Below are 24,919 nucleotides of genomic sequence, written 5' to 3' on the forward strand. Positions count from 1 at the left end.
GGGTCGAGGTTGTTCATCAGCATGCGCAGCGGCGCTTCGGTCAGCCAGCTCTTGGCGGTCAGCTTGTTACCGCGGGCAGCGCGGATTTCAACGTCGCGGCGCTTTGTCGATGAAGCGGGGGTTGGCTTGCTCACTGGAAGTCCTCTTGTTATGGCCTGTTACGTCGGGTTGTTGATACAGCGGATGTATAAATACAATCATGTATATACAAGCTTAATCAAGTGAATTTTGCATCAAGCGTGTTTTTAGTCCGCTGCCGGGGAAATGACTGGATTTAGAAATGCATTTGTAGGAGCGAGCATGCTCGCGATGGTGGCCAACGATAACGCTGGCTGTCTGAATGCCAGCGTTGTCCGGACTTTCATCGCGAGCATGCTCGCTCCTACAGGGGGAGGCTGCGGGTCTTACTTCAGGTTGCCGCTGAGGAACTGCTGCAAGCGCTCGCTCTTGGGGTTGCCCAACACATCCTCGGGCGCGCCCTGCTCTTCCACACGCCCCTGGTGCAGGAACAGCACCTGATTGGACACCTTGCGGGCAAAACTCATCTCGTGGGTCACCATGATCATGGTCCGGCCTTCATCGGCCAGCCCCTGAATCACCTTGAGCACCTCCCCCACCAGTTCCGGGTCCAGGGCCGAGGTCGGTTCATCGAACAGCATGATTTCCGGCTCCATGCTCAACGCCCTGGCGATGGCGACCCGCTGTTGCTGGCCGCCCGAAAGAAACGCCGGATATTGCTCGGCGACCCGCGCCGGCAGGCCGACCTTGTCCAGATAGCGCCGCGCCCGCTCCTCGGCGTCTTTCTTGCTGACCCCCAGCACGCGGCGCGGGGCCATGGTGATGTTCTCCAGCACCGTCATGTGGCTCCACAGGTTGAAGTGCTGGAACACCATGGCCAGGCGGGTACGCAGGCGCTGCAGTTCATCGGCGTCGGCCACGCGCATGCCGTGCCGGTCATGGACCATGCGAATCGGCTGATTGTCCAGGGTCATGGCGCCATCGTTGGGTGTTTCCAGGAAGTTAATGCAGCGCAAAAAGGTGCTTTTGCCCGATCCACTGGCACCGATCAGGCTGATCACATCGCCCGTCCTGGCGTTCAGCGAAACGCCCTTGAGGACTTCATGGTTGCCGTAGCTTTTGTGCAGGTTTTCAACGGTCAGTTTGTACATGTGCAAGCCTCCTGAATTAATGAGCCGGGCCAAGGAAAGACAACCAGCGGCGTTCAGCCAGGCGGAACAGGCTGACCAGAGAGAAAGTGACTGCCAGGTAGATCGCGGCAGCGATACCGAAGGACTGGAAGGTCAGGAAGGTGGCCGAGTTGGCGTCCCTGGCGACCTTGAGGATGTCCGGGATGGTTGCGGTAAAGGCCACGGTGGTCGAGTGCAGCATCAGGATCACCTCGTTGCTGTAGTACGGCAACGAGCGGCGCAAGGCCGACGGCATGATGACGTAGGTATAGAGTCTCCAGCCACGCAGGCCGTAGGCCTTGGCCGCCTCGACTTCGCCATGATTCATGCTGCGGATCGCCCCGGCGAATATCTCCGTGGTGTAGGCGCAGGTGTTCAGGGCGAAGGCCAGGATGGTGCAGTTCATGGCGTCGCGGAAGAAGGCGTCGAGCATCGGTTGCGCGCGTACCGCAGCGATGCTGTAGATACCCGTGTAGCAGATCAAAAGCTGTATATACAGCGGCGTGCCGCGAAACAGGTAGGTATAGAACTGCACCGGCCAGCGCACCCAGACAGTGCTAGACACCCGGGCGATCGACAACGGCACCGACATCACGAAGCCGAAGAAGATCGAGGCGCTGAGCAACCAGAGGGTCATGGCCAGGCCGGTGATCTGGTTGCCGTCTTGAAAGAGAAAGGGTTTCCAGTATTCCTGCAGTAGCTCAATCATCGTACGGCCTCCCGGGTGCCTGCCGAGTAGAAGATTTCCAGGCGACGCAACACGTAGTTCGAGACGGTGGTGACCACCAGGTAGATCAAGGCGGCCAGCACCAGGAAGAAGAACAGTTGATAGGAACTTTTGCCGGCGTCCTGAGCCACCTTGACCAGATCGGCCAGGCCAATGATCGACACCAGCGCGGTGGCCTTGAGGATGACCATCCAGTTATTGCCGATGCCCGGCAGGGCGAAGCGCATCATTTGCGGGAACACCACCAGGCGGAAGCGCTGGGCCCGAGTCAGGCCGTAGGCGGTGGCCGCTTCCATCTGCCCGCGTGGCACGGCGAGGATGGCGCCGCGGAAGGTTTCAGTGAAATACGCCCCGTAGATGAAGCCCAATGTGATGACCCCGGCACTGAACGGGTCGATTTCGATATAGCCCCAGTCCATGGCTTCGGTCAGGTTGGTCAGCCAGGTTTGCAGGCTGTAGAAGATCAACAGCATCAGCACCAGGTCCGGTACGCCACGGATCAGCGTGGTGTAGGCCTGTGCAGGCATACGCAACAGCGCCGATCCCGACAGTTTGGCACTGGCACCGATCAGGCCCAGGCCCACACTCACCAGCAGGCACAGGAAGGACAACTTGACCGTCATCCAGGAGCCTTGCAGCAACAGCGGACCGAAGCCCTTCAGGCTGAAGCCTGACAGTCCCAGAATCTGCAGCAGGTTATCTAGCATTGAACACCCCCTTTGGCGCGGGCGGCGGGCACGCAGGGCGCCGCTGCAGGAAGGGTCGGAAATATTTTTTCATTGTTTTTTTCCTGAAGACCAACATGAGCGCTTGTGGCGCACGGGTACGGTTCGTGGAGCCGGGATCACGCGATAACAATGCAAACACCTCGACCCGAGTGGCGCACAGGTCGAGGTGCCCGGTCGACTTTAATGCACCGATGCTTACCTGTATATACCGGATTAGGCATTTGGTCGCTTTGTCGTTCTTCCGCCGCCAGGAGGGTGCGAAACGCCCTCCCCTGGCTTCGTAAACCGATCCCTGTGTCTGGAGGGGCTATCCGTTGTTGATATCGAAGTCGAAGTACTTGGCCTGGATCTTTTCGTATGTGCCGTTGCGGTGAATTTCCGCCAGGGCTGCGTTGATGGCCTGTTTCAAATCGGTGTCTTCCTTGCGCAAGCCGATGGAGGCCCCGACACCCAGGGTTTTCGTATCCTGTACCGGCGCGCCGGCAAATGCGAAATCACGGCCTTGCTCGGTCTTCAAAAAGCCCATGTCCGCTTGCACCGAATCCTGCAGGGCCGCATCCAGTCGCCCTGACAGCAGGTCCTGATACACCAGGTCCTGATTCTGGTACGACATCACGATGACACCGCCGGGCGCCCAGTTGGCCTTGGCGAACGCTTCCTGGGTCGAACCCATCTCCACGCCGATATGCCGGCCCTTGAGCGACTCGATGTTGGGCTGGATGTCTGCGCCCTTCCGGGCCACCAGATTGGAGGGGGTGTGGTAGATCTTGTCCGAGAAGTCGATTTGCTGAAGGCGCTTTTCGGTCACGCTCATCGACGACAGAATGCCGTCGAATTTCTTCGCCTTCAGCCCCGGAATGACACTGTCCCAAGGGCTTTCCACCCAGACGCATCGAGCCTTGAGCTGGGCGCAGATGGCGTTGCCGATATCGATGTCGAACCCTGTCAGCGTACCGTCGGGCGCCTTCGACTCGAACGGCGCGTAACTGGGGTCGACCCCGAAGCGGATGACGGTCCAATCCTTGGCATGGACGCCGCCGGCAGCCAGAAACAGGACGAGCGAAATGAGCAGCTTGTTCATTGGAATCTCCGTAGACACGTTCATTCAAAGCCGTGCTTTGAGGTGAGACCAGCCTGGGTGTTGTACGCGTTGTGAGAGGCTGGCAATGGGGCACACCGAAGGCTCGATGTGGTTTGTACGACGACTCGAGATCAGGGCTGCGCCAGGAATCGCTCGACCAGACGCGCCCAGTAAGCCGCGCCGATCGGCAGGTTGCTGTCGTTGAAGTCATAGCCGGGGTTGTGGACCATGCAGCCGTCTTCGCCGACACCGTTGCCAAGGCGCAGAAAGCAGCCAGGGCGGGCTTGCAGCATGTAGGCGAAGTCCTCGCTGCCCATCAAAAGCTCTGTATGCGGCACCACCTTGTCGGCCCCGACCAGCTCTTGTGCCACCGCAATGGCGAATTCGGTTTCGCGGTCGCTGTTGATCACCACCGGGTAGCCCATGAGGTAGTCGATTTCGACCTCGGCGCCGTAGCTGGCGGCCTGCTGCTGCACCAGATCGGTGATACGCGACTTGAGCAAGGCACGCACCTCTGGACTGAACGAACGCACGCTCAATTCAAGCCTGGCGCTACCGGGGATGACATTGTTGGCGGTACCGGCCTGCAGCACGCCGACCGTCACCACCGCTGGCTGCGTTGGCTCGACATTGCGCGCCACGACGGTTTGCAAGGCCATCACGATGCTGGAGGCCACCACCACCGGATCGACCGTCAGATGCGGCCGTGCCGCATGGCCACCGTTGCCCTTGATGGTGATATAGACATTGTCGCCTGCCGCCTGCAGCGGTCCGCGGCGAAACAACAGGGTGCCGGCCGGCGCCCCCGGATGGTTATGCAGTCCGAACACTGCGTCACAGGGAAAACGCTCGAACAAGCCGTCGTTGATCATGCTCAGCGCACCGCTCTTGATCCCGTGCTCCTCGGCCGGTTGGAAGTAAAGATGCACGGTGCCGGAGAAGTTCCGCGTCTGCGCCAGGTAGCGGGCGGCTCCCAGCAGCATGGTCGTATGGCCGTCATGGCCGCACGCATGCATCTTGCCGGGATGCCGACTGGCATACGGCAAACCGGTTTGTTCAAGAATGGGCAAGGCATCCATGTCGGCGCGGATACCGATGCTGCGTGGACCGTCGCCAACCGTCAGCGAACCGACGACACCGGTTTGCCCGACGGCGGTGGTCACTGTGTAACCCCACTGCTCCAGTTTGCTTGCCACCAGCGCGGCCGTCTCCCGTTCTTCATAGGCAAGCTCGGGATGCTGATGCAGGTGGTGGCGTATCGCGCGCAGATCTTCGGTCGAGTCGGCGAGGTCGGCGACCTCACAGTAACGTTGAGTAGTGTCCATATCGCTTGGCTTCTCTTTGTGATGTCCCCGCCGGGCGGGGGTGCGAGGCCACAGTAGAGTTTGCCGAGCGCTCTGAAAAGATGTAATTTTTTTGATAGCGATCAAAATTATTTATCATCAGGCGCCTCAAAAAAAGCCATGAAAATAGCCCAGTTACAGGTGTTCGTTACCGTCGCCGAAGAAAAGAGCCTGCGTGCCGCCGCTCGCTGCCTGAACCTGACACAACCGGCCGTCACTCGCAGTGTCCAGGAGCTTGAAAGTGATCTGGGCGTTGTCCTGATGACGCGCAATGTGCAGGGAATCGAACTGACCGAATATGGCATCGCACTGCAAACCCGTGCCCACCAGATCCTTGAAGATGTGCGACGCGCGCGGGAAGAACTCGATCAGTTGAAAAACAACCTGCGCGGCAAGGTCACCGTGAGCGCGACCTCGACCATTGCCTTGAGCCTGTTGCCCAAGGCGCTGGTGCAATTCCAGAAAGACGCTCCGGATGCCGAATTGACGCTCATGGAAGTCAAGTTCCCACAGGCGGCACAGCATCTGCGCGATGGGTCGCTTGATTTTGTCGTTTCCCACGTACTGCCTGACATGCTGGGGGACGACCTGATCAGCATGCCCTTGTTCTCGACTGAGTTTGTCGTGATGGCGCGGGCAGGACATCCGCTGGCCAGCGCGCGCCAACTCGCTGAGTTGACCGACGCGCAATGGTTGAGCACCGTGCCTTCGGGCGGCTTCCAGCACAGCGTGACGGAGGCCATGTTCGAGAATGCCGGGCTGCCGCTGCCACGCCGGATGATCCAGTGCTCATCCTTCGCCATTGCGCTGGGCCTGGTGATCGGTACGGATTCCCTGGTCATGTTTTCACGGGTACTGGCCGACAGCATCGACTGTTTCGGGTTGCAGCAGATCCAGCTGGAACAGACTCAACCTGCTCTTGAAATGAGCATCATCATGCGCAAGGGCACGCTGCTCACGCCGCTTGCCCAGAGATTTGTCGAGTGTTTGCAGGCGGTCGCCAGGCAAGCGTAGGTGCATGACTTGTACGGCCGTGTCGCTCACAGTGTCGCGTCACGGCCCTGGGTGGTTTTCAGCGGGTTTTGCCTTGTTCCGCCACCCAGTGTGGATCTCTCAGTTCGCGCTTGAGAATCTTGCCGGCACCGCTCAATGGCATCGTCTCGCGAAATTCCACGGTCTTGGGGCATTTGTAGCCGGCGATGTACTCGCGACAGTGAAGGCGAATGTCGTCCTCGCTCAACTCGCAGCCGGGCTTGCGCACCACGACAGCGTGTACCGCCTCGCCCCATTGCGCATGAGGAATGCCGATGACCGCGCACATGGCCACCGACGGGTGGCGCAGGATGACGTTTTCGACCTCCGCCGAATACACGTTCTCGCCGCCGCTGACGATCATGTCCTTGATACGGTCGACGATGAACAAATAGCCCTGTTCATCCACATAACCGCCGTCGCCGGTGTGCAGCCAGCCGTTGCGCAACGCCTTGGCGGTTTCTTCGGGTTTGTTCCAGTAGCCTTGCATGATGTTCGCACCCTGCACGGTAATTTCACCCACGTGGCCACGGGGCAGTTCCTCGCCCTGCTCATCAACGATCTTCACGCTGACGCCGACGCAGCTGCGCCCCACCGATTTGGACAGGCCGCTGGCGATGGCCTCGGCGCTGTGGTTCTCCGGCGGGTTGGTGGAGACAATCGGGCACGCTTCGGTCAGGCCATAGGAGTGGGAGAGTTCCACCCATGGCAGCTTGGCACGCACCTCCTCGATCATCGCGCCGGCACTCGGCGAGGCCCCGTATGCCATTCGGGTCAGGCTGCTGAGGTCGTAACGGGCGAAGTCCGGGTGGGCCAACAGCATCTGGATCATGGTCGGCACCATCAGCGTCTCGTTGATGCGCTCGCGCTCGATGGTGCGCAACACCAGCTCCGGCTCGAAAGCGGCAACGATGGCGTGGGTCTCCCCGCCCAGAAACTGGACAACGGCGCGTGCAAGGCCGGCGATGTGGAAAAACGGCGCAATGTGCAGGTTGCTACCGCCGCGCAGCGGTGGCATTTCCGTCATGCGTTGCATGCCGGCCGACCACAGATTGCGATGCGATTGCATGACACCCTTGGGGAAACCGGTGGTGCCGCCGGTGTACATGATGCAGGCCAGGTCCTCGCCACCACGGCCGGCATCGGCAATGGCCGGGCCTTCGGCGATCAACTGCTCGAACGACAGCACACCCGGGGGCGTCGTCTGTTCACCTGCATGGATGAAGACTGGCGCGCGCGCGGCCTTGCTGCGAATGGCGTCGATCATGGGCAGGAACTGATCATCGACGATCAGGATGCCGGTGTCGCAATCATCCAGCGAATAGACGATTTCGGCCACGCTCCAGCGCACGTTCACCGGGTTGAGCACACCGCCGCCCCACCACACGCCCATCACGTATTCCAGATAGCGGTCGGAGTTGAGTGCCAGCATGCCGACGCGGTCGCCGCCGGCCATGCCCAATCGCTGCAGGGCACCGGCCAGCCGGGCGACCCGGTCGGCGAACTGGCGGAAAGTACGCCGTCGCTCGCCGAACACGGTGGCAGTGTGGTCCGGCGACTGTTGCAGGGAACGTTGCAGCGATTGGGTCAGATACATTGAATCGATCTCTTTTTTGTTATGGGGCCACGCTTGTCGTCACTTGACTGCGGGAATCTCGCCGGTCCAGACCATGAAGTTGCCGTGGGCGCGCAAGGCCAGCCGGTCACCGACTTTCAGCTCGCAACTGGCGTTGATGACCGTGCGACCGAACTTGTGAACCGTGACGTATACCTCGACCCAGTCTCCTTCACGCACGGCCCCCAGGTAGTCGATGTTCAGGTTCACTGTCACCGGTGCTACCGGCAGGTCGTACTGGCGCCGCAATACCGCACCGAACGAGGTATCGGCCAGGGTCGCCAGGAAGCCTCCGTGGGCAATGCGCAACGGATTGAGGTGTTCCTCGGTGATGCGCGCGCCAATCACGGGACGCTCGCAGTGCAGGAAGAAACCGCCGTTATGGCGTATGAAACCGGGACGGGTGGGATAAGCCTCGAACCCTTCCACAGGGGAAATATCACTCATGGTGTTCCTCGTCGTTCAGGGCGGCAGTTGGTGTGCCGATCACACGCAGACGCCGCTTGATACGGCTGCACATGCGGCCGCTTGGCGTCAGTAAATCAAGGGGGTGACGATGGCGTACCACCCGACTCAGGTGGCAGCCATCAATCAGATTGCGCGTGCTGCAGGGCGCCTGTCGGTTCAGTGCTGGTTACAGTAAGTCTCTGCACCTGCAAGCATTCAATGGCACGAATAGCCGCCGTCGACGACCAGCTCGGTGCCGGTGACATAAGTCGACTCGTCGCTCGCCAGATAGACGACCGCACCGGCGACTTCGTCGGGAGTACCGCGTCGCTTTAACGGGATTTCGCCGGCGATTCGCGTACGGGTTGCCACTACCTCGTCTGCCGATAGCCTGGTCGAACCGCTACTGCCCGCCAGCAGTGGAGTTTCGATATAACCGGGGTGCAGGCTGTTGACGCGAATGGCGTAGCCCCTTTGCGCGCAGTGCAGCGCCACCGATTTGGTCAATAAACGCACGGCCCCCTTCGAGGCGCTGTAGGCGAGCGCATTGGGTTCACCGCAGATCGCCGCAATCGACGCGACATTGATGATCGACCCGCCCTGCTCCTTCATCAGCTCAATGCCGTGTTTACAGCCCAGGAACACACTTTTGAGGTTGACGTCCAGAATCCGGTCGAAGTCCTCGACGGTACAGGTCTCGATGTTGTTCAGGGTTCCGATGCCGGCATTGTTCACCAGTACGTCGAGACGACCGGACACCTCTCGGATGTGCTCCAGCACCCGCATCCAGTCCGATTCCAGTGCGACGTTCTGCGCCAGGAATACAACCGCAAGACCGGCTGTTGTCAGGCGCTGTTCCACTTCCCGGCCAGCCCGTTCGTTAATGTCGGTGAAGAAGACAATGGCGCCCTCTTCGGCAAAACGTTGTGTAAAGGCCAGGCCCATGCCCGATCCGCCACCGGTCACGAGGGCCACTTTATTGTCCAGGCGCATGCTGCTTATTTCCTTGCTACGAGAATATTTGTGTGACGAGGGCGCCCGCGAGGGGCCCTCGCACCCGCCTCACTGAATGTGCCTGACCGGCGGTGGCGCCCAGGTGCCGTCGCGCATCTCGCTGCCAGGCGAATAAAGGCGCATCACCAGGTTGAACGCCGCCTTGGGGGCCGGCAGCCAGTTGGCTTGCTTGTCGGCGCCGGGCGATTCGTTCTGGACGTAAAGATCCAGCGAACCGTCCGGATTGAAGGCGAGCTTGTCGCGATCGCCGAGGGCAAAACGGTCCAGGGCATTGGGTACCTGGTAGCCATCGGCGTCATACAACGTGATCGACCAGAACGCTTTGGCCGGTGGCAGGCTGTCTTTGTCGAAGTGCATCACGTATCGGTTGCCGCCGTTGTAGGGTTTGCCGTCAGCGTCGGTGAAGGTGGCGGGATAAATCGCATCCTCGGGCAGATTGGCCCCCAATCCGATCAGGGAGGCCCGGGCACGCATATCGTAAGCCGTGCCATAGGTGCCGACGGTTCTCAGTGCCGATGCCCAGCCATTCTTCTGCTCGAGCCCAAAGCGCCGTTTGCTCGCCTGGCGCAACCCCTCAAGTGCGTCCTGGCCTGCCGTGTTGATGGTTTTCACCGTCTGCGCGTCAAGTTTTGCCGGGTCGAACGGTTTGCCTGGCTCCAGACCGATGCGATGCATGCGGGCAAGAATCGGATAATCATTGGCGTGGGGTGGGTACTTGGCCATCAACTGAGCCAGCTTGCCGAGCATGGTGACCCCATCCAGGGCGTTGACCAGTTGGGCCGGCGCGGTCTTGTTGTCGATTGATCCGTCGACCGCCCCGGCAACACGCGGCGCCTGGGGTTTGCCCCAGCGGCTCAATGGCGTGAGGGTGTAGCCGTCCTGGATCCTGCGTACGTTTTCATAGTCGGCCGGCCCGTTGGTCTGCGTGCGGCCCAGGATCCAGATCACCGACGTCGGTGCGACGATCTTCTCGACTCCGGCCGGCAGCGTGCCCTTCCAGCCGGGCGCCACGATGGCGTAATGACCGGCGTTCGAGCCGGTCGTACGTGAACCGACCATGGCAAAAACGTCTGTCCACATGTCCAGCATGGGCAGCAGGTAGTAACGGTTGGCCATGTCCGGGACCGACAGCACCACAGGCTCCTTGCCGAGATCGACCCAGGCGGACGAATACAGCGTGTCGAAGTTCAAGCGCACCACATCACGGGTCTCACCCTTAGTATAGGTGCGCACATGGGCAAACTCGTTGAGCGGCGCCCGCATGGAAATGCTGGTGGCATCCGCGACGTTGGTCGCCTGGCGCCTGGTTGTCTCCATCGTCACGATGGGATAGGCGTAAACGTAGGCTTCGCGCGCGATTTCATAGGTTTCCTGCTGGGACATCGCGTTTGCGATGGCAGGTACGAGGGCCAGCCCTGCCAGTAGGCCGATGCCTGCCAGGGTATTTCGAATCATGTTCTGCTCCGCATATCTGAGGTGTTGGGCGCTGTCGATCACAGTCGTTTCACGGGCGGCGCAGTCCATTGGCCGGCGGTGACCTCCTCCTTCGGGGAATACAACCGCAGCATCAGATTGAAGGGCGCGCTAGCCACCGGCAGCCAGTTCGCCTCTTTGTCCTTGCCGGGCGAATCGGACTGGATGTAGAGATCGAGTGAGCCATCGGCGTTGAAGTGCAGCTTGTCGCGGTCGCCCAGGGCCTGGCGGCTGAGCGGGTTGGGGATGAAGTAGCCTTCCTGGTCATACGCCGTCAGCGACCAGAAGGCTTCCACCGGCGGCAGTTCTGCCTTTTTGAAGTGCAATGCATAGCGGTGTCTGCCATCAAGTGGCTGGGCCTTGTCGTCGACCGACAGCGATGGATAGGCGGCATCCTGCGGCAAATTGATGCCCAGGCAGCAACGGGTCATGGCCGCGCGGTACCGGTAGTCGACGCCGTAGTTGCCGGTTTGCCCTGTATAAACCCAGCCCTTGCCCTTGCCGCCGATTGCGTCCCGGCCGAGCTTGTCGACTTCCGTCCGACCATCCACCATTGCCCGTTCCAGAGACTGCCTGATCGGGGCCGGCACAGTGTTTGCGTCGAAATGCTGGCCGACCTTGAAGCCCAGGCGTTCCAGGCGGTGAACCATCGGGTAATCGGCTTCGCTCGGCGGGTTGTCTTTGAGCAAGTCGGAAAAGTGACCGTAAAAGGTGGCGGCATCCATCTGGCTGACCTGCACCGGTGGCGGGGTCTTCATATCGATGGCCGGATCGACAACCTGCAGGGGCGCGACGTAGTCCACCTTGCCCCAGGCCGACAGCGGCGTCACCTTGTACTGCGCCTGAATTCTGTGGACGTTGTCATAGTCGTCCTTGCCATTGGTTTGCGTTCGGCCGGCGATGGTGGCAATGCGCGTGGGACTGCGGATCAGTTCCAGTCCGTCCGGAACATTGCCTTTCCAGTCCGGGCCGACAACCAGGAAGTCACGTGCTGTATTGGCTCCCGTGGTGCGTGTGCCGGGCACCGCGAAGATATCGGTCCACAGGCTCAACAAAGGCAACATGAAGTAGCGATCCGTTGCAGGTACGGAGAGCACGATGGGCTCCGGGCCCAGGTCGAGCACAGCGGTCGAATAAAGTGTGTCCACGTTCGGGCGCACGACTTTCTTGAAATCGGCCGAGACAAACGCCTTGCCATGGGTGAACTGATTGACGGGGCCTTGCGCTGCGATGCCGGTGGGGGCGGCATAGTTTGTCGTCTGGGCTACGGTTGCGCCCATGATCACCAGTGGATACGCATACACGTAGGCTTCCTTGGCGATTTCATAGGCTTGCTGCTCGGAAATCGTCTGGGCAAAGGCGCTGGCAAACGGCAGGGTTGCCAGCGCAATCGCCAGCAGGTTTCTTGGGTAGAGCATCATCGGTCGGTCCTGATTGTTGTTATTGGACGGTCATGCCGGTTTCACGCGCCGCGCAGGGTGGCCATCAGCGTCTCGCGGATCTGAGGGCGTTGCGCGAACGGGCCAGTGGGGTTGCGCAGGTTCAGGATGTCGTCGAAGCGTTGACCTACGGCTTCCATCGAAGCGGGATGCGGCAGCAGGTAGAAACGACGGTCGCGGATGCCGTCGAAGGTGATCCGGGCCACATCGTCGGCACTGATTGCGCTGCCGGCGATCCCCTGGTCCAGCATGGCCTTGGCCGCGAGCTGCGCCCGGCTCGGCGCCACTTGGGCATCATCGTCTGTCGGCAGGTTGCGGTCCGAGCGGCTGATGCCAGTGGCCACGAAACCGGGGCACAGCACCGAGCAGTGCACCTGTTCGCTGACCAGGCCCAGGTCATGGTGAAGCGACTCGCTCAGGGCCACCACGGCATGCTTGGCCACACAATAGGGCCCCAGCGTCGGTGCGGTCGTCAGGCCCGCAACGGATGCGGTGTTGACGATATGCCCACGGTAAGACGGGGCTTTGGCCGCGGCGGCGAGCATCAGCGGCGTGAAGATCCGCACACCGTGGAGCACGCCATGCAGGTTCACGCCGAGCGCCCAGTTCCAATCCTGCTCGGACCGCTCCCACACCAGTCCGCCGGGCGCCACGCCCGCATTGTTGAACAGCAGATTGACCTCGCCATAGGCGGCGATTGCCGCATCGGCGAGCGCCTGCACATCGGCCGACTGCGAGACATCCGTACGCCTGCCGATGACATCCGCACCGGCCGCCTTCAATTCGGCGACCACTGCGTCCAGTGCGTCCTGGTTGATATCGGCCAGCACCAGTTTCATGCCCAGTGCCGCGCCGCGCAGGGCGAATGCCCTGCCAAACCCGGAGGCGCCACCGGTGATGACGGCGACCTTGTTGCGCAAATCTTCCATTTGTCTGTCTCCTGGTCTGTGTATTTCAGGCTACCGAGTAGGCGGCACCGAGGCTGCGGATGTACTTGAGGGGCGACATGCCGCGCTCGCGGGCGACCTTGTTCAGCATTGCCTCGATGAAACCGGCGTCGACCACGTGGGTGAAATTGCCGTCGGCGTCGAAGTTGACGTTGGCACCCTGGATCACCATCAAGGTGTCCGTTTCGGCCGGACCGTCGATTGGCGTGGTGAACTGATGGATCGAGCCACCCGGCTCGTACAGGTAGCAGCCTTCGGTCTGCGGCTGGTCGGGGTACTGCACATAACCCCAACGACCACTCACGGTGTACAAATGCACGGTGCCGGTATGGAAATGATTGGGCAGTGTGATACCGGGGCCGACCTTGACGCGAAGTACCCAAATGCCGTTCTGCGGGTCGAGGAACAACGGGCAGATGTGCGAGCCGGGAACCGGGAAGTCCCTGATCCAGGGTTGTTCGTTGGAATTGATGGACAGCAAAGCGTCCTGGTCAGTGATGATGCTCGGCAATGCCATGGCGGGTCTGCTCCTGGTTTGCGGCAGGCGTGCGGTGTCCGGAGGGACCGGAGTTTCGGCCTGTCGCTTCTTGTTATTGGAGCAAATACTAGCTAGCCCGCTGACCGTCCGGTATGGCAGGATGGGACACAAAATCGACATTTTCGGACAACCCGTCCGCCTGACCAAAGCCGTTCGCCGATGCCACAGCTTCCCTACGATCCCGACCGCGCATTACCCGGCGCCGCCGCTATACAACTGCTTTTGCAATTCGCCCTCGACCATGGCGTCAGCGCCGAATCCTGCCTGGGCGATACCGGACTGTCCCCCAGGCAGTTGGCCGATCCCGATCTGCAGGTCAGGGCCGAACAGGAAGTGCAATTGATGCGCAATCTGGTGAACGCCTTGGGCAACATTCCCGGAATCGGATTGCAGGCAGGCCTGCGTTATCGTCTGGTCACACGCGGCGTCTGGGGTTTCGCCTTGCTCAGTTGCCCTACCCTGCGCGCTGCCCTGGCGATGTCGGTGCGTTACGAAAAGCTGTGGAATCCCTTTACCGAATTTCATCTGCAGGAGGTCGGCCATCTGCTGGTCGCGACCATCGATGAGCGTCATTTGCCGCAGGATGTGCAGGCGTTCGTGGTGGACAGGGATCTGGGCATGTCACGCAGCTTCATGCGCGACCTCGTCGGCGCTTCGTTGCCGATTGTCAGCATCGCCCTGCGCCGGTCCCGGCCGACGGATGTCACGCCCTATGTGGAGGTGTTCGGTGTCGAGCCGACTTTCGATGCGCAGGCCAACGTCATCGTCGCCAATGGCGGCGCGATCCTCGACCAGCCGCTGCCCGGCGCCGATACCGAGGTGGCCCGCCAGTGCGAGGCTCAATGCCTGGAGCTGCTCAAGCGTCTGAGTGGCGGCGGGCTCAGCGGGCAACTGCGACAAAGGCTGGTCGCCCGCCCCGGACAGGTGCCGGACATGGAGACCGTCGCGAGCGAACTGCACATCACCTCACGCACACTGCGCCGCCGTCTGGCCGATGAAGGCACCAGCTTTCGGGAACTGCAGGACCAGGTCCGCGAAGCCCTGGCCCTGCAACTGCTCGCCGATGGCCTGACGCTGGAGCATGTGTCCGATGCCTTGGGTTATGGCGAGCCGTCGTGCTTCATCCGCGCCTACCGGCGCTGGAAAGGGGTAACGCCGCACAAGGACCGACGTCGCTAGCCCCCCCGATGTGTGACCGCCCTCCCCGATTCCGTAGGAGCCAGGCTTGCCGGCGAAGGCGTTATTGAATGCGCCGCCTGACGTCAGGCCGTCTTCGCGGGCGAGCCTCGCTCCTACAGGGCTGCGACACCACCATATTTTGTGGCCCCCGATTCCGTAGGAGCCAGGCTTGCCGGCGAAGGCGTTTTTGAATGCGCCACATGACGTCAGGGCGCCTTCGCCGGCAAGCCTGGCTCCTGCAAGCGAAGGCGTTGTTATGGCCGCCGCACGACGCAAAGCTGACTTCAATGAATGGTGTTATCGGTTATTCACCCAGAAAGGTTCGCGCAGGTCGCGCTTGAGAACCTTGCCGGCACCGGTCAATGGCAGTGCATCGCGGAACTCCACGGTTTTCGGACACTTGTAGCTGGCAATGTATTCCCGGCAATGGGCGCGAATCTCATCTTCGCTGGATTTAACACCAGGATTGCACACCACCACCGCATGCACCGCCTCGCCCCATTGCGGGTGGGGAATGCCTATCACTGCGCACATTGCCACTGCGGGATGACGGGCGACCACATTCTCCACCTCTGCCGAATACACATTCTCGCCACCACTGACGATCATGTCCTTGAGACGGTCGACGATGAACAGGTAGCCCTGCGCGTCCATGTAGCCGCCATCACCGGTGTGTAACCAGCCATCGCGCAGCGCCCTGGCCGTTTCTTCGGGCTTGTTCCAATAGCCCTGCATGATGTTGGGCCCACGCACGATGACCTCCCCGACTGTACCGCGCGGTACTTCATCACCCTGCTCATCGACGATCTTCACCAAAACGCCCAACCCGCTTCGGCCGACGGATCCGGCCAGACCGTTCTTGCGCGCCTCGGGGCTGTGGTTTTGTGGTGGATTGGTCGACACGATCGGGCAAGCCTCGGTCAAACCGTAGGAGTGGGCCAGTTGCAGGTGCGGCAACTTCGCCACGACTTGCTCGATCATGGCCCCCACACTGGGCGATGCGCCGTAGGTCAGGCGCTTGAAGCGGCTCAAATCGCGCCGTGAAAAATCCGGATGGGCGAGCAGACCGAGGATCATCGTCGGCACCAGGACCGTATCGGTGACTTGCTCCTGCTCCAGGGTGCGCAGCACCTGCGCCGGATCGAACGCAGGCAGGATCACCTGGGTGCTGCCGACCATGATGCTGCAAACGAGCCGAGCCAGGCCGGCAATATGGAACAACGGCATCACGTGCAGATCGCGCTGATCACGCCCCTGATTGATTTCTGCCATGCGTTGCACACAGGCAGACCAGAGGTTGAGATGAGTCTGCATGACACCCTTGGGGAAACCGGTGGTGCCACCGGTGTACATGATGCAGGCCAGGTCCTGGCCGCCACGGCCGGCATCCGCAACAGGCGTGGCCTCGGCCAGCAGGGTTTCATAGTCGAGCATGCCCTGCGGAGCCTGGCCGTCGCCGGCGTAGATGAACACCGGAGCATGGCGTGCCGTGGAGCGGATACCTTCGACCAGCGGCAGGAAATGGTCGTCGACCAGCAGCAACCGGGTGTCGCAGTCGTCCAGCGAATAGACGATTTCGGCGACCGCCCAGCGGATGTTCACCGGGTTGAGCACCCCGCCGCCCCACCATGTGCCATACATGTATTCGACATAACGGTCGGAGTTCATGGCCAGCATGCTCACCCGGTCGCCGGCCTGCATGCCCAGGCCTTGCAGGGCTGCGGCCAGGCGCGCGACACGCTCGCCGAACTCGCCAAAGGTCCGACGCCGTTCGCCGCAGATAGTGACGATACGTTCGGGCGTCTGTTGCAATGCCCTTTGCAGGCCTTGGGTCAGGTACATGCTGTCATCCTCTGATTTGTTGCTTTTATTCGGATTTAGGGTGCCCGCGCGTCGGGAGCGGCGGGCCCGTCGTGGGGACGCGTCGCTCCCGGCGCGCGGACATGACGGGGCTTTGGCGGGTTGTGTGAGCACCGCCACCGGCCGGGCCAGTGTCGGCTGCGTCCCAAGGCGCACCGCCACCCGAGTCGGGTGGGGATGCACAGGCGAGTACGATTGGCGTTAAGCTGACGACCTGCCCCGTATCGGGGGCTCATTCACATTGGATTGCCTGCGGAACGGCCCATGCATAAGAAGAACACAACCGCAGCCCAAGGCAGCGCTAGCAACCCTGGCACCATCGACGCGACCCGGCTGCTGCCCCCGCGCAGCAGCGGCACGCTGGTTTCACGCCAGCCCCTGATCGACCGTCTGCTGGACGCGCGTCAGCGACGCTGTGTTGTCCTGCGCGGTCCGGCGGGCTGCGGCAAGACCACCGCGCTGATCGCCTGGCGCCAGCAACTGCTGCCCTTGGGTTATGACTTCGCCTGGCTGACCTTGACCGGCGAAGATAACGACCTGAGCCGCTTCATCGAATACCTGCTCGCCAGCCTTGCCCAGGTCGACCCGCAAATCATCCGCGAGGCGGCTCAACTGGAAGGTCGCGGCACGGACGGCGAAGCGGTGGAGCGCACCGTCATCGCCCTGGTCCGCGGTATCGCCAATCGCGGCCGGGAGCTGGTCCTGGTCCTGGACGACCTGCACAACCTCACCAACACCGCCATCCACGAAGCCCTGCAATGGCTGCTCGACTATGCGCCCGCCAACCTGCACCTGGCGCTGGTATCGCGCAGTGTGGTGCCGTTGTCACTGGCGCGACTGCGCAGCCAGTCCCTGACCCTGGAGCTGGACCTGGGCGACCTGCGCTTTCGCCCCGAGGAGAGCGAGCAATTTCTAAGGGACCAGCTCGGCGAAATCACACCCAGCGAAGCGCGGCAGTTACACGACCTGACCGATGGCTGGGTGGCCGGGTTACAGCTGCTTTGCGTGAGCCGTCGCAGGCCTCGCCAGGGCCAGGCAGAACCGGGTCAACTGCGGGACATTCCGGCCTTCGAGACATTCTTCGCCAATCAGGTCCTGGCGCATCTGGCCCCCAGCGACTGCGATCTGCTGGTGTACCTGGCGGTGTGCAACAGTTTTTGCGCGCCCTTGTGCGCGGCCCTCACCGGCCAGCCTCAGGCGGTGGGTGCGGCGACCACCCTGCTCGCTCGCCTGGAAAGTGACAACCTGTTCCTGATCTCCGTCGAGAGCGGTAGCGAGCAGCGCTGGTTCCGACTGCATCCGCTGCTGCGCGAAACCCTGCTCAAGCGTTTCGCCACCTTGAGCGAGGACGAACAACGTACCGTGCACGCGCGAGCCTGGTCCTGGTTCCGCGATCACGATCAACTGGATGAAGCCGTGCGCCACGCCGTGCTGGGTGGCCAGGCGCCGGACGCCGCGCGCCTGGTCGAGGCCCACGCCGAACGCCTGTACGCCCATGGCGATCTGCGCCTGCTGGTCGATCTGATGCGCTGCCTGCCGACCGAGCAGGTACAGGTCAGCAGTGCGCTGTGCATCCTGATGGTCCGTCTGCACATCTTCGCCCGGGATTTCACCGCCGCCGCGCAACTGCTCGATCACTTGTGGCAGACAGTACCGGACAGCGATGCCGGGGCGCGGTTTCGCCTGGTGATGCTGCGCGCCACGTTGGCTGTGCAACGCGACGACACTGAAAGCGCCATGGCCGTGCTGCCGCAGATGCTCCACCCGCCGCGCGAGGCCGATGCGGTGCTGGTCGGTGGCAGCATCAACATCCTCTCCTGGTTGTATATGCACCGCGGGGAATATGAACTGGCGCGGCGTATCCAGCTGGAGCGCCCGCAACTGCTGGTCGACGGCGTCCCGCTGACCGGCACGGCCGCCGGTGTTCTGCAAGGCCGCTGCCTGGTCGGTTTGAGCCTGGCCATGCAGGGACAGGTCAATCAGGCAGAGCGGGTTTATCGCGAAGTCCTGTACGAGGCCGAGCGCGGTGGCAAGGCGTGCTCGGACCCACGCCATCTGGCTGCCGCACTGCTGGGCGAGGTGCTCTACGAAACCAACCAGGTACAGGCCGCCCATGATCTGCTCACCGGCTGGCTCGACATCCTGGAACGCATTTCCATTCCCGATTCGGTGTTGCGCGTCTACAGCATTCTGGGATCGATCCAGTGGCTGGCCGGTAACCGTCTGGAAGCATTCGCCTATGTGGAACGGCTGGAAGACTATGCCAACAAGCTCAAGCTCGACCGACTGCTGGCCTACAGCCTGGTATGGCGGGTTTCCTGGCATGTGCAACTGGGCGAACAGGTCGCGGCGGAAAACCGGATGGCGCAACTTGAAGCCATCCACGCTCGCCAGCATGACACCGAGGGCAGCCCGCTCAAGGAAATCCAGGTGCTGACAATGCACGCCCAGGCACGAATGCAGGCCGCTCGCGGAGACCTGCAAGGCGCTTCGTTGCGCCTGGAACAGTTGCTGGCCTGGTGCGAGAGTCATGGCCGGCAAGGCCTGGCGGTGCGCATGCTGATGTTCGGTGCCAGTGTCGACCACCAGCGCGGACAACATCAATTGGCACGCAGCAAGGTGCTGGACGCCTTGCGCCGAGGGCACCGCTCCGGCCTGATGCGTTGTCTGCTTGATGCTCACCCCAATGCACTGGACTTGATCGGCGAGGTCGCGCGCCAGGAGCAACTGGACCCGGTGTTGACCTTCTATGTAGAACGCCTGCAGGCGGCTCGTTTCGATCCCGTTGCGCCACCTCCCCGCGAAGAGAAAATCGTTGGCATCCGGCGCCCCACTGTGCAAGGTGTCGGCGAGTTGAGCGAGCGCGAGCTGGAAATCGTGCAACTGCTTGGACAGGCCCTGCCGAACAAGAAGATCGCGCGCGCCCTGGGGCTTTCGCCGGAAACGGTCAAATGGCATCTGAGCCACATCTACAGCAAGCTGGGCGTGAACAGCCGCGATGAGGCGGTGGCGCGCATGCGCGATGTCGAGGCATCCAGAGATACGCCTTGAAACACCGAAGGAAAGTGCAATCCAAAAAAAAGGGCCCCGAAGGGCCCTAAAGCAAAGAACTGTTACTGAATCGTTCAATGGTCGTCGTCACCGACAAGCCGTACTCCGTAGGAGCCAGCGGTGCGGCGATCCGACTTGCCGGCGAAGGCGTCTTTGCAGGCACCGCCAGTCGCAAAATCCCGTTCGCGGGCGAGCCTCGCTCCTACGGGATCACGCGACGTCCAACAGTGCCGAAAAGGCCTGTAAATGATGGTCGTCGTCGCCGAACTGGCTGTTCTCCGTAGGAGCCAGGCTTGCCGGCGAAAGCGTCCTTGCAGGCACCGCCAATCGCGACTTCCTGTTCGCGGGCGAGCCTCGCTCCTACGGGATTAGGCCACGTCCAACAGTGCCGAGAATGCCTGCAAATGATGGTCGTCGTCGCCGAACTGGCGGGCGACCATCAGCAGGTGCTTGGCATGGTGCGACAGCATGTATTCCCAGGTCAGGCCAATGCCGCCATGCAACTGGATGCCCTGATCGGCGATGAAGCGTGCTGCACGGACGATAATGAACTTGGCGGCGGCCAGTGCCCGGCTGCGCTCGACGCTGTCGGGTTGATCAGCCACGCAGGCCGCGAGCATGGCCATGGAAGTGGCCTGGTCCAGCTCGATGCGCATATCCACCATGCGGTGTTGCAGGGCCTGGAACTTGCCGATGACCTGGCCGAACTGCTGGCGGGTCTTCAGGTAATCCAGGGTAAAGGTGCACGCCGCTTCCATGCTGCCCACGGCTTCGGCACACTGCGCGGCGACGGCTCGCCCTTGCTGGTAACGCAATGCCGGCAGGGCCTGGCCCACCTCCCCCAGCAACGCCGCGCCGCTGACGAACGCGTCCTCAAGATACAATTCACAGGCCTTGCGCCCGTCCATGGTCGGGAACGAACGGCTGCGCACGCCATCACTCTTCGGATCGATCAGGAACAGGCTGATGCCGCTTTCGTCATGCTGCTGGCCGTCGGTACGCGCCGACACCAGGATCAGGCCGGCGCTGTGCCCGGCGATCACCACCGATTTGCGCCCGTTGAGCCGCCACCCGCCTTCGACCGCTTCGGCACGGGTCAGCACGTCATGCAGCTGGTAATGACTCTGGGCTTCCTCCAGCGCCACGGCCAGTTGCAGTTCACCGGCGGCCACCCGTGGCAACAACGCCTCTTTTTGCGCCTCGCTGCCCAGTTGCTCAATCAAGCCGCCGGCGTGGATCACCGATGGCAAGTAAGGTTCCAGGCACAGGCCGCGACCCAGCTCGGTCATGATCAGCAGGGTTTCCACCCCGCCGCCGGCAAATCCGCCGTATTGCTCGGCAAACGGCACCGAGGTCAGGCCCAGCTCGGCCAGTTGTTGCCAGAACTCGGCGCTGAAACCCGTCTCGCGCTGGCAAAACGCCTCGCGCTGCTCGAAGCCATAGGCGTCGCGAACCAGGCGGGCAGCGGTTTCTTGCAGCATTTGCTGCTCTTCGGTCAATTTGAAGTCCATGGTCGGCGCCTTACAGTTCGAGGATCATTTTAGCGATGATGTTTTTCTGAATTTCGTTGGAGCCGCCGTAGATCGAGGCTTTACGTGTGTTCAGGTACTGGTAGGTAGCGGCGGTGCTGTACTCGGTGTAAAGCAGCGCGTCGTCGCCGTAGCCCAGTTCATCTTCAAGGAACGGCAGCGCATACGGGCCGACGGCCTTGCTGGTCAGGTAAGCGATGGCCTGGCGCAATTCGGTGCCCTTGATCTTCAGGATCGAGCTTTCCGCGCCCGGTGCGCCGCCGTCGCGGGCCGCCGCCAGAGTGCGCAGGTTGCTCATGTCCGCGGCCATCAACTGCATTTCCACTTCAGCGATCTGTGCCCGGAACAGCGGGTCCTCGATCAGCGGCTTGCCGTTGCGCACTTCCTGGCGGGCGACCTGCTTGAGGTGATTGAGCATGGCTTTGTTCTGGGCGATGCCACCGATGCTGGTACGCTCATGGGTCAGCAGGTACTTGGCGCAGGTCCAGCCCTGGTTTTCCTCGCCGACCAGGTTTTCCACCGGCACCCGCACGTTGTCGAAGAACACCTCGTTGACTTCATGCTCGCCGTCCAGGGTGATGATCGGCCGTACGGTGATGCCCGGAGTCTTCATGTCGATCAGCAGGAACGAGATGCCTCGCTGCTGCTGGGCGGTCGGGTCGGTGCGCACCAGGCAGAACATCCAGTCGGCGAAATGCGCCAGGGTGGTCCAGATCTTCTGGCCGTTGACGACATACTCATCACCCTCGCGAACGGCCCGGGTTTTCACGGCAGCCAGGTCGGAACCGGCGCCCGGCTCCGAATAGCCCTGGCACCACCAGTCCTCACTGGTCAGGATGCGCGGCAGAAAACGCGCCTTCTGCGCGGCGCTGCCGAACTTGATCAGCACCGGTGCCACCATCTTGGTGCCGAAGGCCACGACGCGCGGCGCGCCGGCGGCCATGGATTCCTCTTCGAAAATATGTTTTTGCACCGCAGTCCAGCCGGTGCCACCGTGCTCGACCGGCCAGTCCGGTACCAGCCAGCCTTGATCATTGAGGATGCGCATCCACTCGATCTGGTCTTCCTTGTTCAGGCGCTTGCCTTGTTTGATACGACGGGAAAACCGCTCAGGCAGTTTGTCGAAGAGGAAGGCACGCACTTCCTCGCGGAACGCTTGCTCATCCGTGGTGAATTGAATGTCCATCGAGCTACTCCACAAGCAGGGTGTGAGGCGTCGACCAGCGGCCGACGCCAGTAAGTTCATGCAGCGCCCATCACTGATCGAAAACGATCACCGAACGGGCCAGTTCGCCGCGACGCAACTCGTCGAACGCTTCGTTGATCTGTTCGAGCTTGATGCGCTGGGAAATCATCTCGTCGAGCTTGAGCCGGCCTTGCATGTAGAAGTCCACCAGGTTCGGCATGTCCACGGGGAAGCGGTTCGAGCCCATGAGCGAACCCTGGACCTTGCGCTCGTGGAGCAACTGCATAGGGTCGAGTTCGATCTTCAGGCCCGGTTTGATCATGCCGATGATGGTTGCCGTACCGCCGCGCGCCAGCATCGCAAACGCCTGTTCGGCGGTTTGCTTGAGGCCGATGCATTCGAAGGCGTGATGCACGCCGCCCTGGGTCAATTCCAGTACGCGCTTGACCGCATCGCCGTCCTTGCCGTTGACCAGATCGGTTGCACCGAACTGCCTGGCCAGCTCCAGCTTGTTGTCGAGCATGTCGATGGCGATGATCCGCCCTGCCCCGGCCAGCGCCGCGCCGTTGATGGCGGCAAGGCCGATGCCGCCGCAGCCGATCACGGCCACGGTTTCGCCCGGACGCACCTTGGCGGTGTTGAACACCGCGCCGGTGCCGGTGGTGACCGCACAACCCAGCAAGGCCGCGCGGTCCAGCGGCATGTCGCGGCGGATCGAGACACAGGCGTTTTCATGCACCAGCATCTGCTCGGCAAACCCCGACAGGTTGGCAAATTGCGGCATTGGTTTCTGGACGTAAGTCAGACGCGACTCTTCGTCCTTGCCGCGCTTGGTCTGCGGCGAAACGCAACGGGCCAGATGCCCGGTGACGCAATGGGCACAGCAGCCGCAGAAAACGGTCAGGCAGGTCACGACATGGTCGCCCGGCTTGACCGAGCGAACTTCCGAACCCACTTGCTCGACGATGCCGGCCGCTTCATGGCCCAGCACCAGCGGCCCCGGGAACGGGTACGAGCCATCGACCACGTGCAGGTCCGAATGGCACACACCCACCGCCACGGTACGGATCAGCACTTCGCGCGGGCCTGGCTTGGCGATGCCGACTTCCTCGATGACCAGCGGAGAACCCACTTGATGGAATACAGCTGCTTTCATGACATAGCTCTCGAAGATTGGCGGAAGGACTCAAGCCTTGTTCACGGGCGCACGGAACACCGCCCTGGCGTGACTGAAGGTGCGGAAACCGTCGATACCGTGATAGGCACCCATGCCACTGGCGCCGACCCCGCCGAAAGGCAGGCTCTCAAGGGCGGCGTGGTGCATCACCTCGTTGACAGTGACGCCTCCGGAGCAGGTACGCGCCAATACACGGGCTTCTTCGGCGGCATCGTCGCCGAAGTAGTACAGCGCCAGGGGACGCGGTCGCGCGTTGATGAAGGTCAGGGTTTGTTCGAGGTCCTTGTAGGGCTTGATCACCAGCAGCGGGCCGAAAATTTCCTCTTGCATCACCTGCAGGTGATCAGCGGGATCGATCAGCAACGTCGGTACCACCTTGCGCTGTTCGGTACGGCGGAAGTCTTCGTTGGCCGGATTCAATTCCTCCAGGGCGACACCCGCCAGGCGTGCCTCGCTCAGGTAATCCAGCAGACGCTCGTAGTGACGCTGGTTGATCACCGAGGTGTAGTCGGGGTTGTCCATCAGGGTCGGATAGACGCGAGCGACCACTTGCCGGGCCACCGCGATAAAGTCATCGACGGACTCCTCAGGGACGAACACATAGTCCGGCGCCACGCACAATTGACCGGCGTTGTGCAGTTTACCGATGACGATCTTGGCCACGGCCGACTTGAAGTCGGCACTGCGAGACAGGATGACCGGCGACTTGCCGCCCAGTTCCAGGGTCACCGGCACCAGATTCTCCGCGGCGGCGCGCAACACATGCTTGCCGATCCCGGTGGCGCCGGTGAACAGCAAGTGATCGAACGGCTGGGCGCAAAATGCCTGGCCTACCCGGGCATCCCCGGTGATCACGGCCACTTCGTCCTGCTCGTAGACCGAACCGATCAGGCGGGCGATCAAGGCGCTGGTGTGAGGGGTGTATTCCGAAGGTTTGATCATCACCCGGTTGCCGGCCGCCAGGGCACCGGCCAGGCCCTTGAACACCATGTTGCCCGGGACGTTCCAGGCGGTGACGATGCCGACCACGCCCAGCGGCTGATACTGCACCCAGGCCTCACCGGCCGCTGTCGCGCGCGACTGGGGCTTCATCCACTCGATCAAATCGCTCTTGGTCTGCTTGAGGGTGGCCAGGGGCGACAGCACTTCACTGGCGCGGGTGAACGCGGCGGTGCGGTGACCGAAGTCGGCCGTCAGGGCATCGACGATTTCCTGCTCGTGCTCGACCAACAGGCCGATGGCGCGGTCGATCAGTTCGCAGCGCTGTTCGGCGCTGTAAGGCTCGCGGGCCAGACAGGCCGCACGCTGTTTGTCCAGGATGGCGCGGATGTCCGTGGCGCACGGACTGTCAATAGTGCTCATCATC

General features: G+C 62.0%; 21 protein-coding genes. 3 read left to right on the forward strand and 18 right to left on the reverse strand.

Features of this window, described 5'->3' with window-relative positions:
- The 6 genes from ACQKP2_RS03230 to ACQKP2_RS03255 all read right to left on the reverse strand — a co-directional run.
- The coding region (locus tag ACQKP2_RS03230; protein ID WP_427574519.1) for a hypothetical protein at positions 1 to 134 on the reverse strand (134 nt) is incomplete at its 3' end.
- A 270-nt stretch (positions 135 to 404) separates the two neighbouring features.
- Complete coding sequence (locus tag ACQKP2_RS03235) at positions 405 to 1,169, reverse strand: ABC transporter ATP-binding protein (protein ID WP_427574308.1); 765 nt, start codon at positions 1,167 to 1,169, stop codon at positions 405 to 407.
- A 16-nt stretch (positions 1,170 to 1,185) separates the two neighbouring features.
- Entirely contained in the window at positions 1,186 to 1,896 is a 711-nt protein-coding gene (locus tag ACQKP2_RS03240; RefSeq protein ID WP_427574310.1) for an ABC transporter permease, read from the reverse strand.
- Positions 1,893 to 2,621 carry an ABC transporter permease gene (locus ACQKP2_RS03245; RefSeq protein WP_427574312.1) on the reverse strand — a complete coding sequence of 243 codons (729 nt, stop codon included), beginning with the start codon at positions 2,619 to 2,621 and terminating at the stop codon, positions 1,893 to 1,895. Before ACQKP2_RS03245 ends, ACQKP2_RS03240 begins: the two co-directional genes overlap by 4 nt.
- Positions 2,622 to 2,949: 328 nt before the next feature.
- Entirely contained in the window at positions 2,950 to 3,723 is a 774-nt protein-coding gene (locus ACQKP2_RS03250) for an ABC transporter substrate-binding protein (protein WP_427574314.1), read from the reverse strand.
- A 131-nt stretch (positions 3,724 to 3,854) separates the two neighbouring features.
- Entirely contained in the window at positions 3,855 to 5,048 is a 1,194-nt protein-coding gene (locus tag ACQKP2_RS03255; RefSeq protein WP_427574316.1) for a M20 aminoacylase family protein, read from the reverse strand.
- A 138-nt stretch (positions 5,049 to 5,186) separates the two neighbouring features.
- Between ACQKP2_RS03255 and ACQKP2_RS03260 the strand changes: the two genes are divergently transcribed.
- Positions 5,187 to 6,080: a LysR family transcriptional regulator gene (locus tag ACQKP2_RS03260; RefSeq protein ID WP_427574317.1), complete on the forward strand. Its 894-nt coding sequence runs from the start codon at positions 5,187 to 5,189 to the stop codon at positions 6,078 to 6,080.
- A 58-nt stretch (positions 6,081 to 6,138) separates the two neighbouring features.
- Here the strand turns inward: ACQKP2_RS03260 and ACQKP2_RS03265 are convergent, their stop codons facing one another.
- From ACQKP2_RS03265 to ACQKP2_RS03295, 7 genes are all read right to left on the reverse strand, one after another.
- Positions 6,139 to 7,695: an acyl-CoA synthetase gene (locus ACQKP2_RS03265; RefSeq protein ID WP_427574318.1), complete on the reverse strand. Its 1,557-nt coding sequence runs from the start codon at positions 7,693 to 7,695 to the stop codon at positions 6,139 to 6,141.
- A gap of 39 nt (positions 7,696 to 7,734) precedes the next feature.
- Complete coding sequence (locus ACQKP2_RS03270) at positions 7,735 to 8,160, reverse strand: PaaI family thioesterase (protein WP_427574320.1); 426 nt, start codon at positions 8,158 to 8,160, stop codon at positions 7,735 to 7,737.
- Between the two features lie 216 nt (positions 8,161 to 8,376).
- Entirely contained in the window at positions 8,377 to 9,153 is a 777-nt protein-coding gene (locus ACQKP2_RS03275) for a glucose 1-dehydrogenase (RefSeq protein WP_427574321.1), read from the reverse strand.
- Between the two features lie 69 nt (positions 9,154 to 9,222).
- Complete coding sequence (locus ACQKP2_RS03280) at positions 9,223 to 10,629, reverse strand: DUF1254 domain-containing protein (protein WP_427574322.1); 1,407 nt, start codon at positions 10,627 to 10,629, stop codon at positions 9,223 to 9,225.
- 38 nt (positions 10,630 to 10,667) lie between these two features.
- Positions 10,668 to 12,065 (reverse strand): DUF1254 domain-containing protein, encoded by a 1,398-nt coding sequence (locus ACQKP2_RS03285; protein WP_427574324.1) that lies wholly within the window; start codon positions 12,063 to 12,065, stop codon positions 10,668 to 10,670.
- A 44-nt stretch (positions 12,066 to 12,109) separates the two neighbouring features.
- Positions 12,110 to 13,015: an SDR family oxidoreductase gene (locus ACQKP2_RS03290; RefSeq protein WP_427574325.1), complete on the reverse strand. Its 906-nt coding sequence runs from the start codon at positions 13,013 to 13,015 to the stop codon at positions 12,110 to 12,112.
- Between the two features lie 25 nt (positions 13,016 to 13,040).
- Positions 13,041 to 13,550, reverse strand: coding sequence for a 2,4'-dihydroxyacetophenone dioxygenase family protein (locus ACQKP2_RS03295; RefSeq protein WP_427574327.1), 510 nt, complete (start codon positions 13,548 to 13,550; stop codon positions 13,041 to 13,043).
- A 180-nt stretch (positions 13,551 to 13,730) separates the two neighbouring features.
- On the opposite strand from ACQKP2_RS03295, the gene ACQKP2_RS03300 reads away from it, so the two are divergent.
- Positions 13,731 to 14,750 carry an AraC family transcriptional regulator gene (locus ACQKP2_RS03300; RefSeq protein ID WP_427574329.1) on the forward strand — a complete coding sequence of 340 codons (1,020 nt, stop codon included), beginning with the start codon at positions 13,731 to 13,733 and terminating at the stop codon, positions 14,748 to 14,750.
- Between the two features lie 297 nt (positions 14,751 to 15,047).
- Here ACQKP2_RS03300 and ACQKP2_RS03305 read toward each other — a convergent pair whose 3' ends face one another.
- Positions 15,048 to 16,592: a long-chain-fatty-acid--CoA ligase gene (locus ACQKP2_RS03305; protein ID WP_427574330.1), complete on the reverse strand. Its 1,545-nt coding sequence runs from the start codon at positions 16,590 to 16,592 to the stop codon at positions 15,048 to 15,050.
- A 282-nt stretch (positions 16,593 to 16,874) separates the two neighbouring features.
- Here ACQKP2_RS03305 and ACQKP2_RS03310 point away from each other — a divergent pair, with 282 nt between their 5' ends.
- Positions 16,875 to 19,661 (forward strand): LuxR C-terminal-related transcriptional regulator, encoded by a 2,787-nt coding sequence (locus ACQKP2_RS03310; RefSeq protein ID WP_427574332.1) that lies wholly within the window; start codon positions 16,875 to 16,877, stop codon positions 19,659 to 19,661.
- Positions 19,662 to 20,029: 368 nt separating this feature from the next.
- Here the strand turns inward: ACQKP2_RS03310 and ACQKP2_RS03315 are convergent, their stop codons facing one another.
- The 4 genes from ACQKP2_RS03315 to ACQKP2_RS03330 all read right to left on the reverse strand — a co-directional run bounded on the left by ACQKP2_RS03315 (position 20,030) and on the right by ACQKP2_RS03330 (position 24,915).
- Positions 20,030 to 21,172 (reverse strand): acyl-CoA dehydrogenase family protein, encoded by a 1,143-nt coding sequence (locus ACQKP2_RS03315; protein WP_427574334.1) that lies wholly within the window; start codon positions 21,170 to 21,172, stop codon positions 20,030 to 20,032.
- A gap of 10 nt (positions 21,173 to 21,182) precedes the next feature.
- Positions 21,183 to 22,376 carry an acyl-CoA dehydrogenase family protein gene (locus ACQKP2_RS03320; protein WP_427574335.1) on the reverse strand — a complete coding sequence of 398 codons (1,194 nt, stop codon included), beginning with the start codon at positions 22,374 to 22,376 and terminating at the stop codon, positions 21,183 to 21,185.
- 70 nt (positions 22,377 to 22,446) lie between these two features.
- On the reverse strand, positions 22,447 to 23,532 hold the full coding sequence (locus ACQKP2_RS03325) for a Zn-dependent alcohol dehydrogenase (RefSeq protein ID WP_427574336.1): 1,086 nt from the start codon (positions 23,530 to 23,532) through the stop codon (positions 22,447 to 22,449).
- Positions 23,533 to 23,562: 30 nt separating this feature from the next.
- The gene (locus ACQKP2_RS03330; protein WP_427574337.1) at positions 23,563 to 24,915 is read right to left on the reverse strand and encodes a coniferyl aldehyde dehydrogenase; all 1,353 of its coding nucleotides are present in this window, start codon (positions 24,913 to 24,915) and stop codon (positions 23,563 to 23,565) included.
- Positions 24,916 to 24,919 lie beyond the last annotated feature (4 nt).

This window comes from Pseudomonas sp. NPDC089569 (assembly GCF_050280625.1).
Taxonomy (GTDB): domain Bacteria; phylum Pseudomonadota; class Gammaproteobacteria; order Pseudomonadales; family Pseudomonadaceae; genus Aquipseudomonas.

What these genes read in the sequence shown, in the direction of transcription:
- ACQKP2_RS03235 (WP_427574308.1), bottom strand. Translation starts at nt 1,169, where the DNA reads ATGTACAAACTGACCGTTGAAAACCTGCACAAAAGCTACGGCAACCAT.
- ACQKP2_RS03240 (WP_427574310.1), bottom strand. Translation starts at nt 1,896, where the DNA reads ATGATTGAGCTACTGCAGGAATACTGGAAACCCTTTCTCTTTCAAGAC.
- ACQKP2_RS03245 (WP_427574312.1), bottom strand. Translation starts at nt 2,621, where the DNA reads ATGCTAGATAACCTGCTGCAGATTCTGGGACTGTCAGGCTTCAGCCTG.
- ACQKP2_RS03250 (WP_427574314.1), bottom strand. Translation starts at nt 3,723, where the DNA reads ATGAACAAGCTGCTCATTTCGCTCGTCCTGTTTCTGGCTGCCGGCGGC.
- ACQKP2_RS03255 (WP_427574316.1), bottom strand. Translation starts at nt 5,048, where the DNA reads ATGGACACTACTCAACGTTACTGTGAGGTCGCCGACCTCGCCGACTCG.
- ACQKP2_RS03260 (WP_427574317.1), top strand. Translation starts at nt 5,187, where the DNA reads ATGAAAATAGCCCAGTTACAGGTGTTCGTTACCGTCGCCGAAGAAAAG.
- ACQKP2_RS03265 (WP_427574318.1), bottom strand. Translation starts at nt 7,695, where the DNA reads ATGTATCTGACCCAATCGCTGCAACGTTCCCTGCAACAGTCGCCGGAC.
- ACQKP2_RS03270 (WP_427574320.1), bottom strand. Translation starts at nt 8,160, where the DNA reads ATGAGTGATATTTCCCCTGTGGAAGGGTTCGAGGCTTATCCCACCCGT.
- ACQKP2_RS03275 (WP_427574321.1), bottom strand. Translation starts at nt 9,153, where the DNA reads ATGCGCCTGGACAATAAAGTGGCCCTCGTGACCGGTGGCGGATCGGGC.
- ACQKP2_RS03280 (WP_427574322.1), bottom strand. Translation starts at nt 10,629, where the DNA reads ATGATTCGAAATACCCTGGCAGGCATCGGCCTACTGGCAGGGCTGGCC.
- ACQKP2_RS03285 (WP_427574324.1), bottom strand. Translation starts at nt 12,065, where the DNA reads ATGCTCTACCCAAGAAACCTGCTGGCGATTGCGCTGGCAACCCTGCCG.
- ACQKP2_RS03290 (WP_427574325.1), bottom strand. Translation starts at nt 13,015, where the DNA reads ATGGAAGATTTGCGCAACAAGGTCGCCGTCATCACCGGTGGCGCCTCC.
- ACQKP2_RS03295 (WP_427574327.1), bottom strand. Translation starts at nt 13,550, where the DNA reads ATGGCATTGCCGAGCATCATCACTGACCAGGACGCTTTGCTGTCCATC.
- ACQKP2_RS03300 (WP_427574329.1), top strand. Translation starts at nt 13,731, where the DNA reads ATGCCACAGCTTCCCTACGATCCCGACCGCGCATTACCCGGCGCCGCC.
- ACQKP2_RS03305 (WP_427574330.1), bottom strand. Translation starts at nt 16,592, where the DNA reads ATGTACCTGACCCAAGGCCTGCAAAGGGCATTGCAACAGACGCCCGAA.
- ACQKP2_RS03310 (WP_427574332.1), top strand. Translation starts at nt 16,875, where the DNA reads ATGCATAAGAAGAACACAACCGCAGCCCAAGGCAGCGCTAGCAACCCT.
- ACQKP2_RS03315 (WP_427574334.1), bottom strand. Translation starts at nt 21,172, where the DNA reads ATGGACTTCAAATTGACCGAAGAGCAGCAAATGCTGCAAGAAACCGCT.
- ACQKP2_RS03320 (WP_427574335.1), bottom strand. Translation starts at nt 22,376, where the DNA reads ATGGACATTCAATTCACCACGGATGAGCAAGCGTTCCGCGAGGAAGTG.
- ACQKP2_RS03325 (WP_427574336.1), bottom strand. Translation starts at nt 23,532, where the DNA reads ATGAAAGCAGCTGTATTCCATCAAGTGGGTTCTCCGCTGGTCATCGAG.
- ACQKP2_RS03330 (WP_427574337.1), bottom strand. Translation starts at nt 24,915, where the DNA reads ATGAGCACTATTGACAGTCCGTGCGCCACGGACATCCGCGCCATCCTG.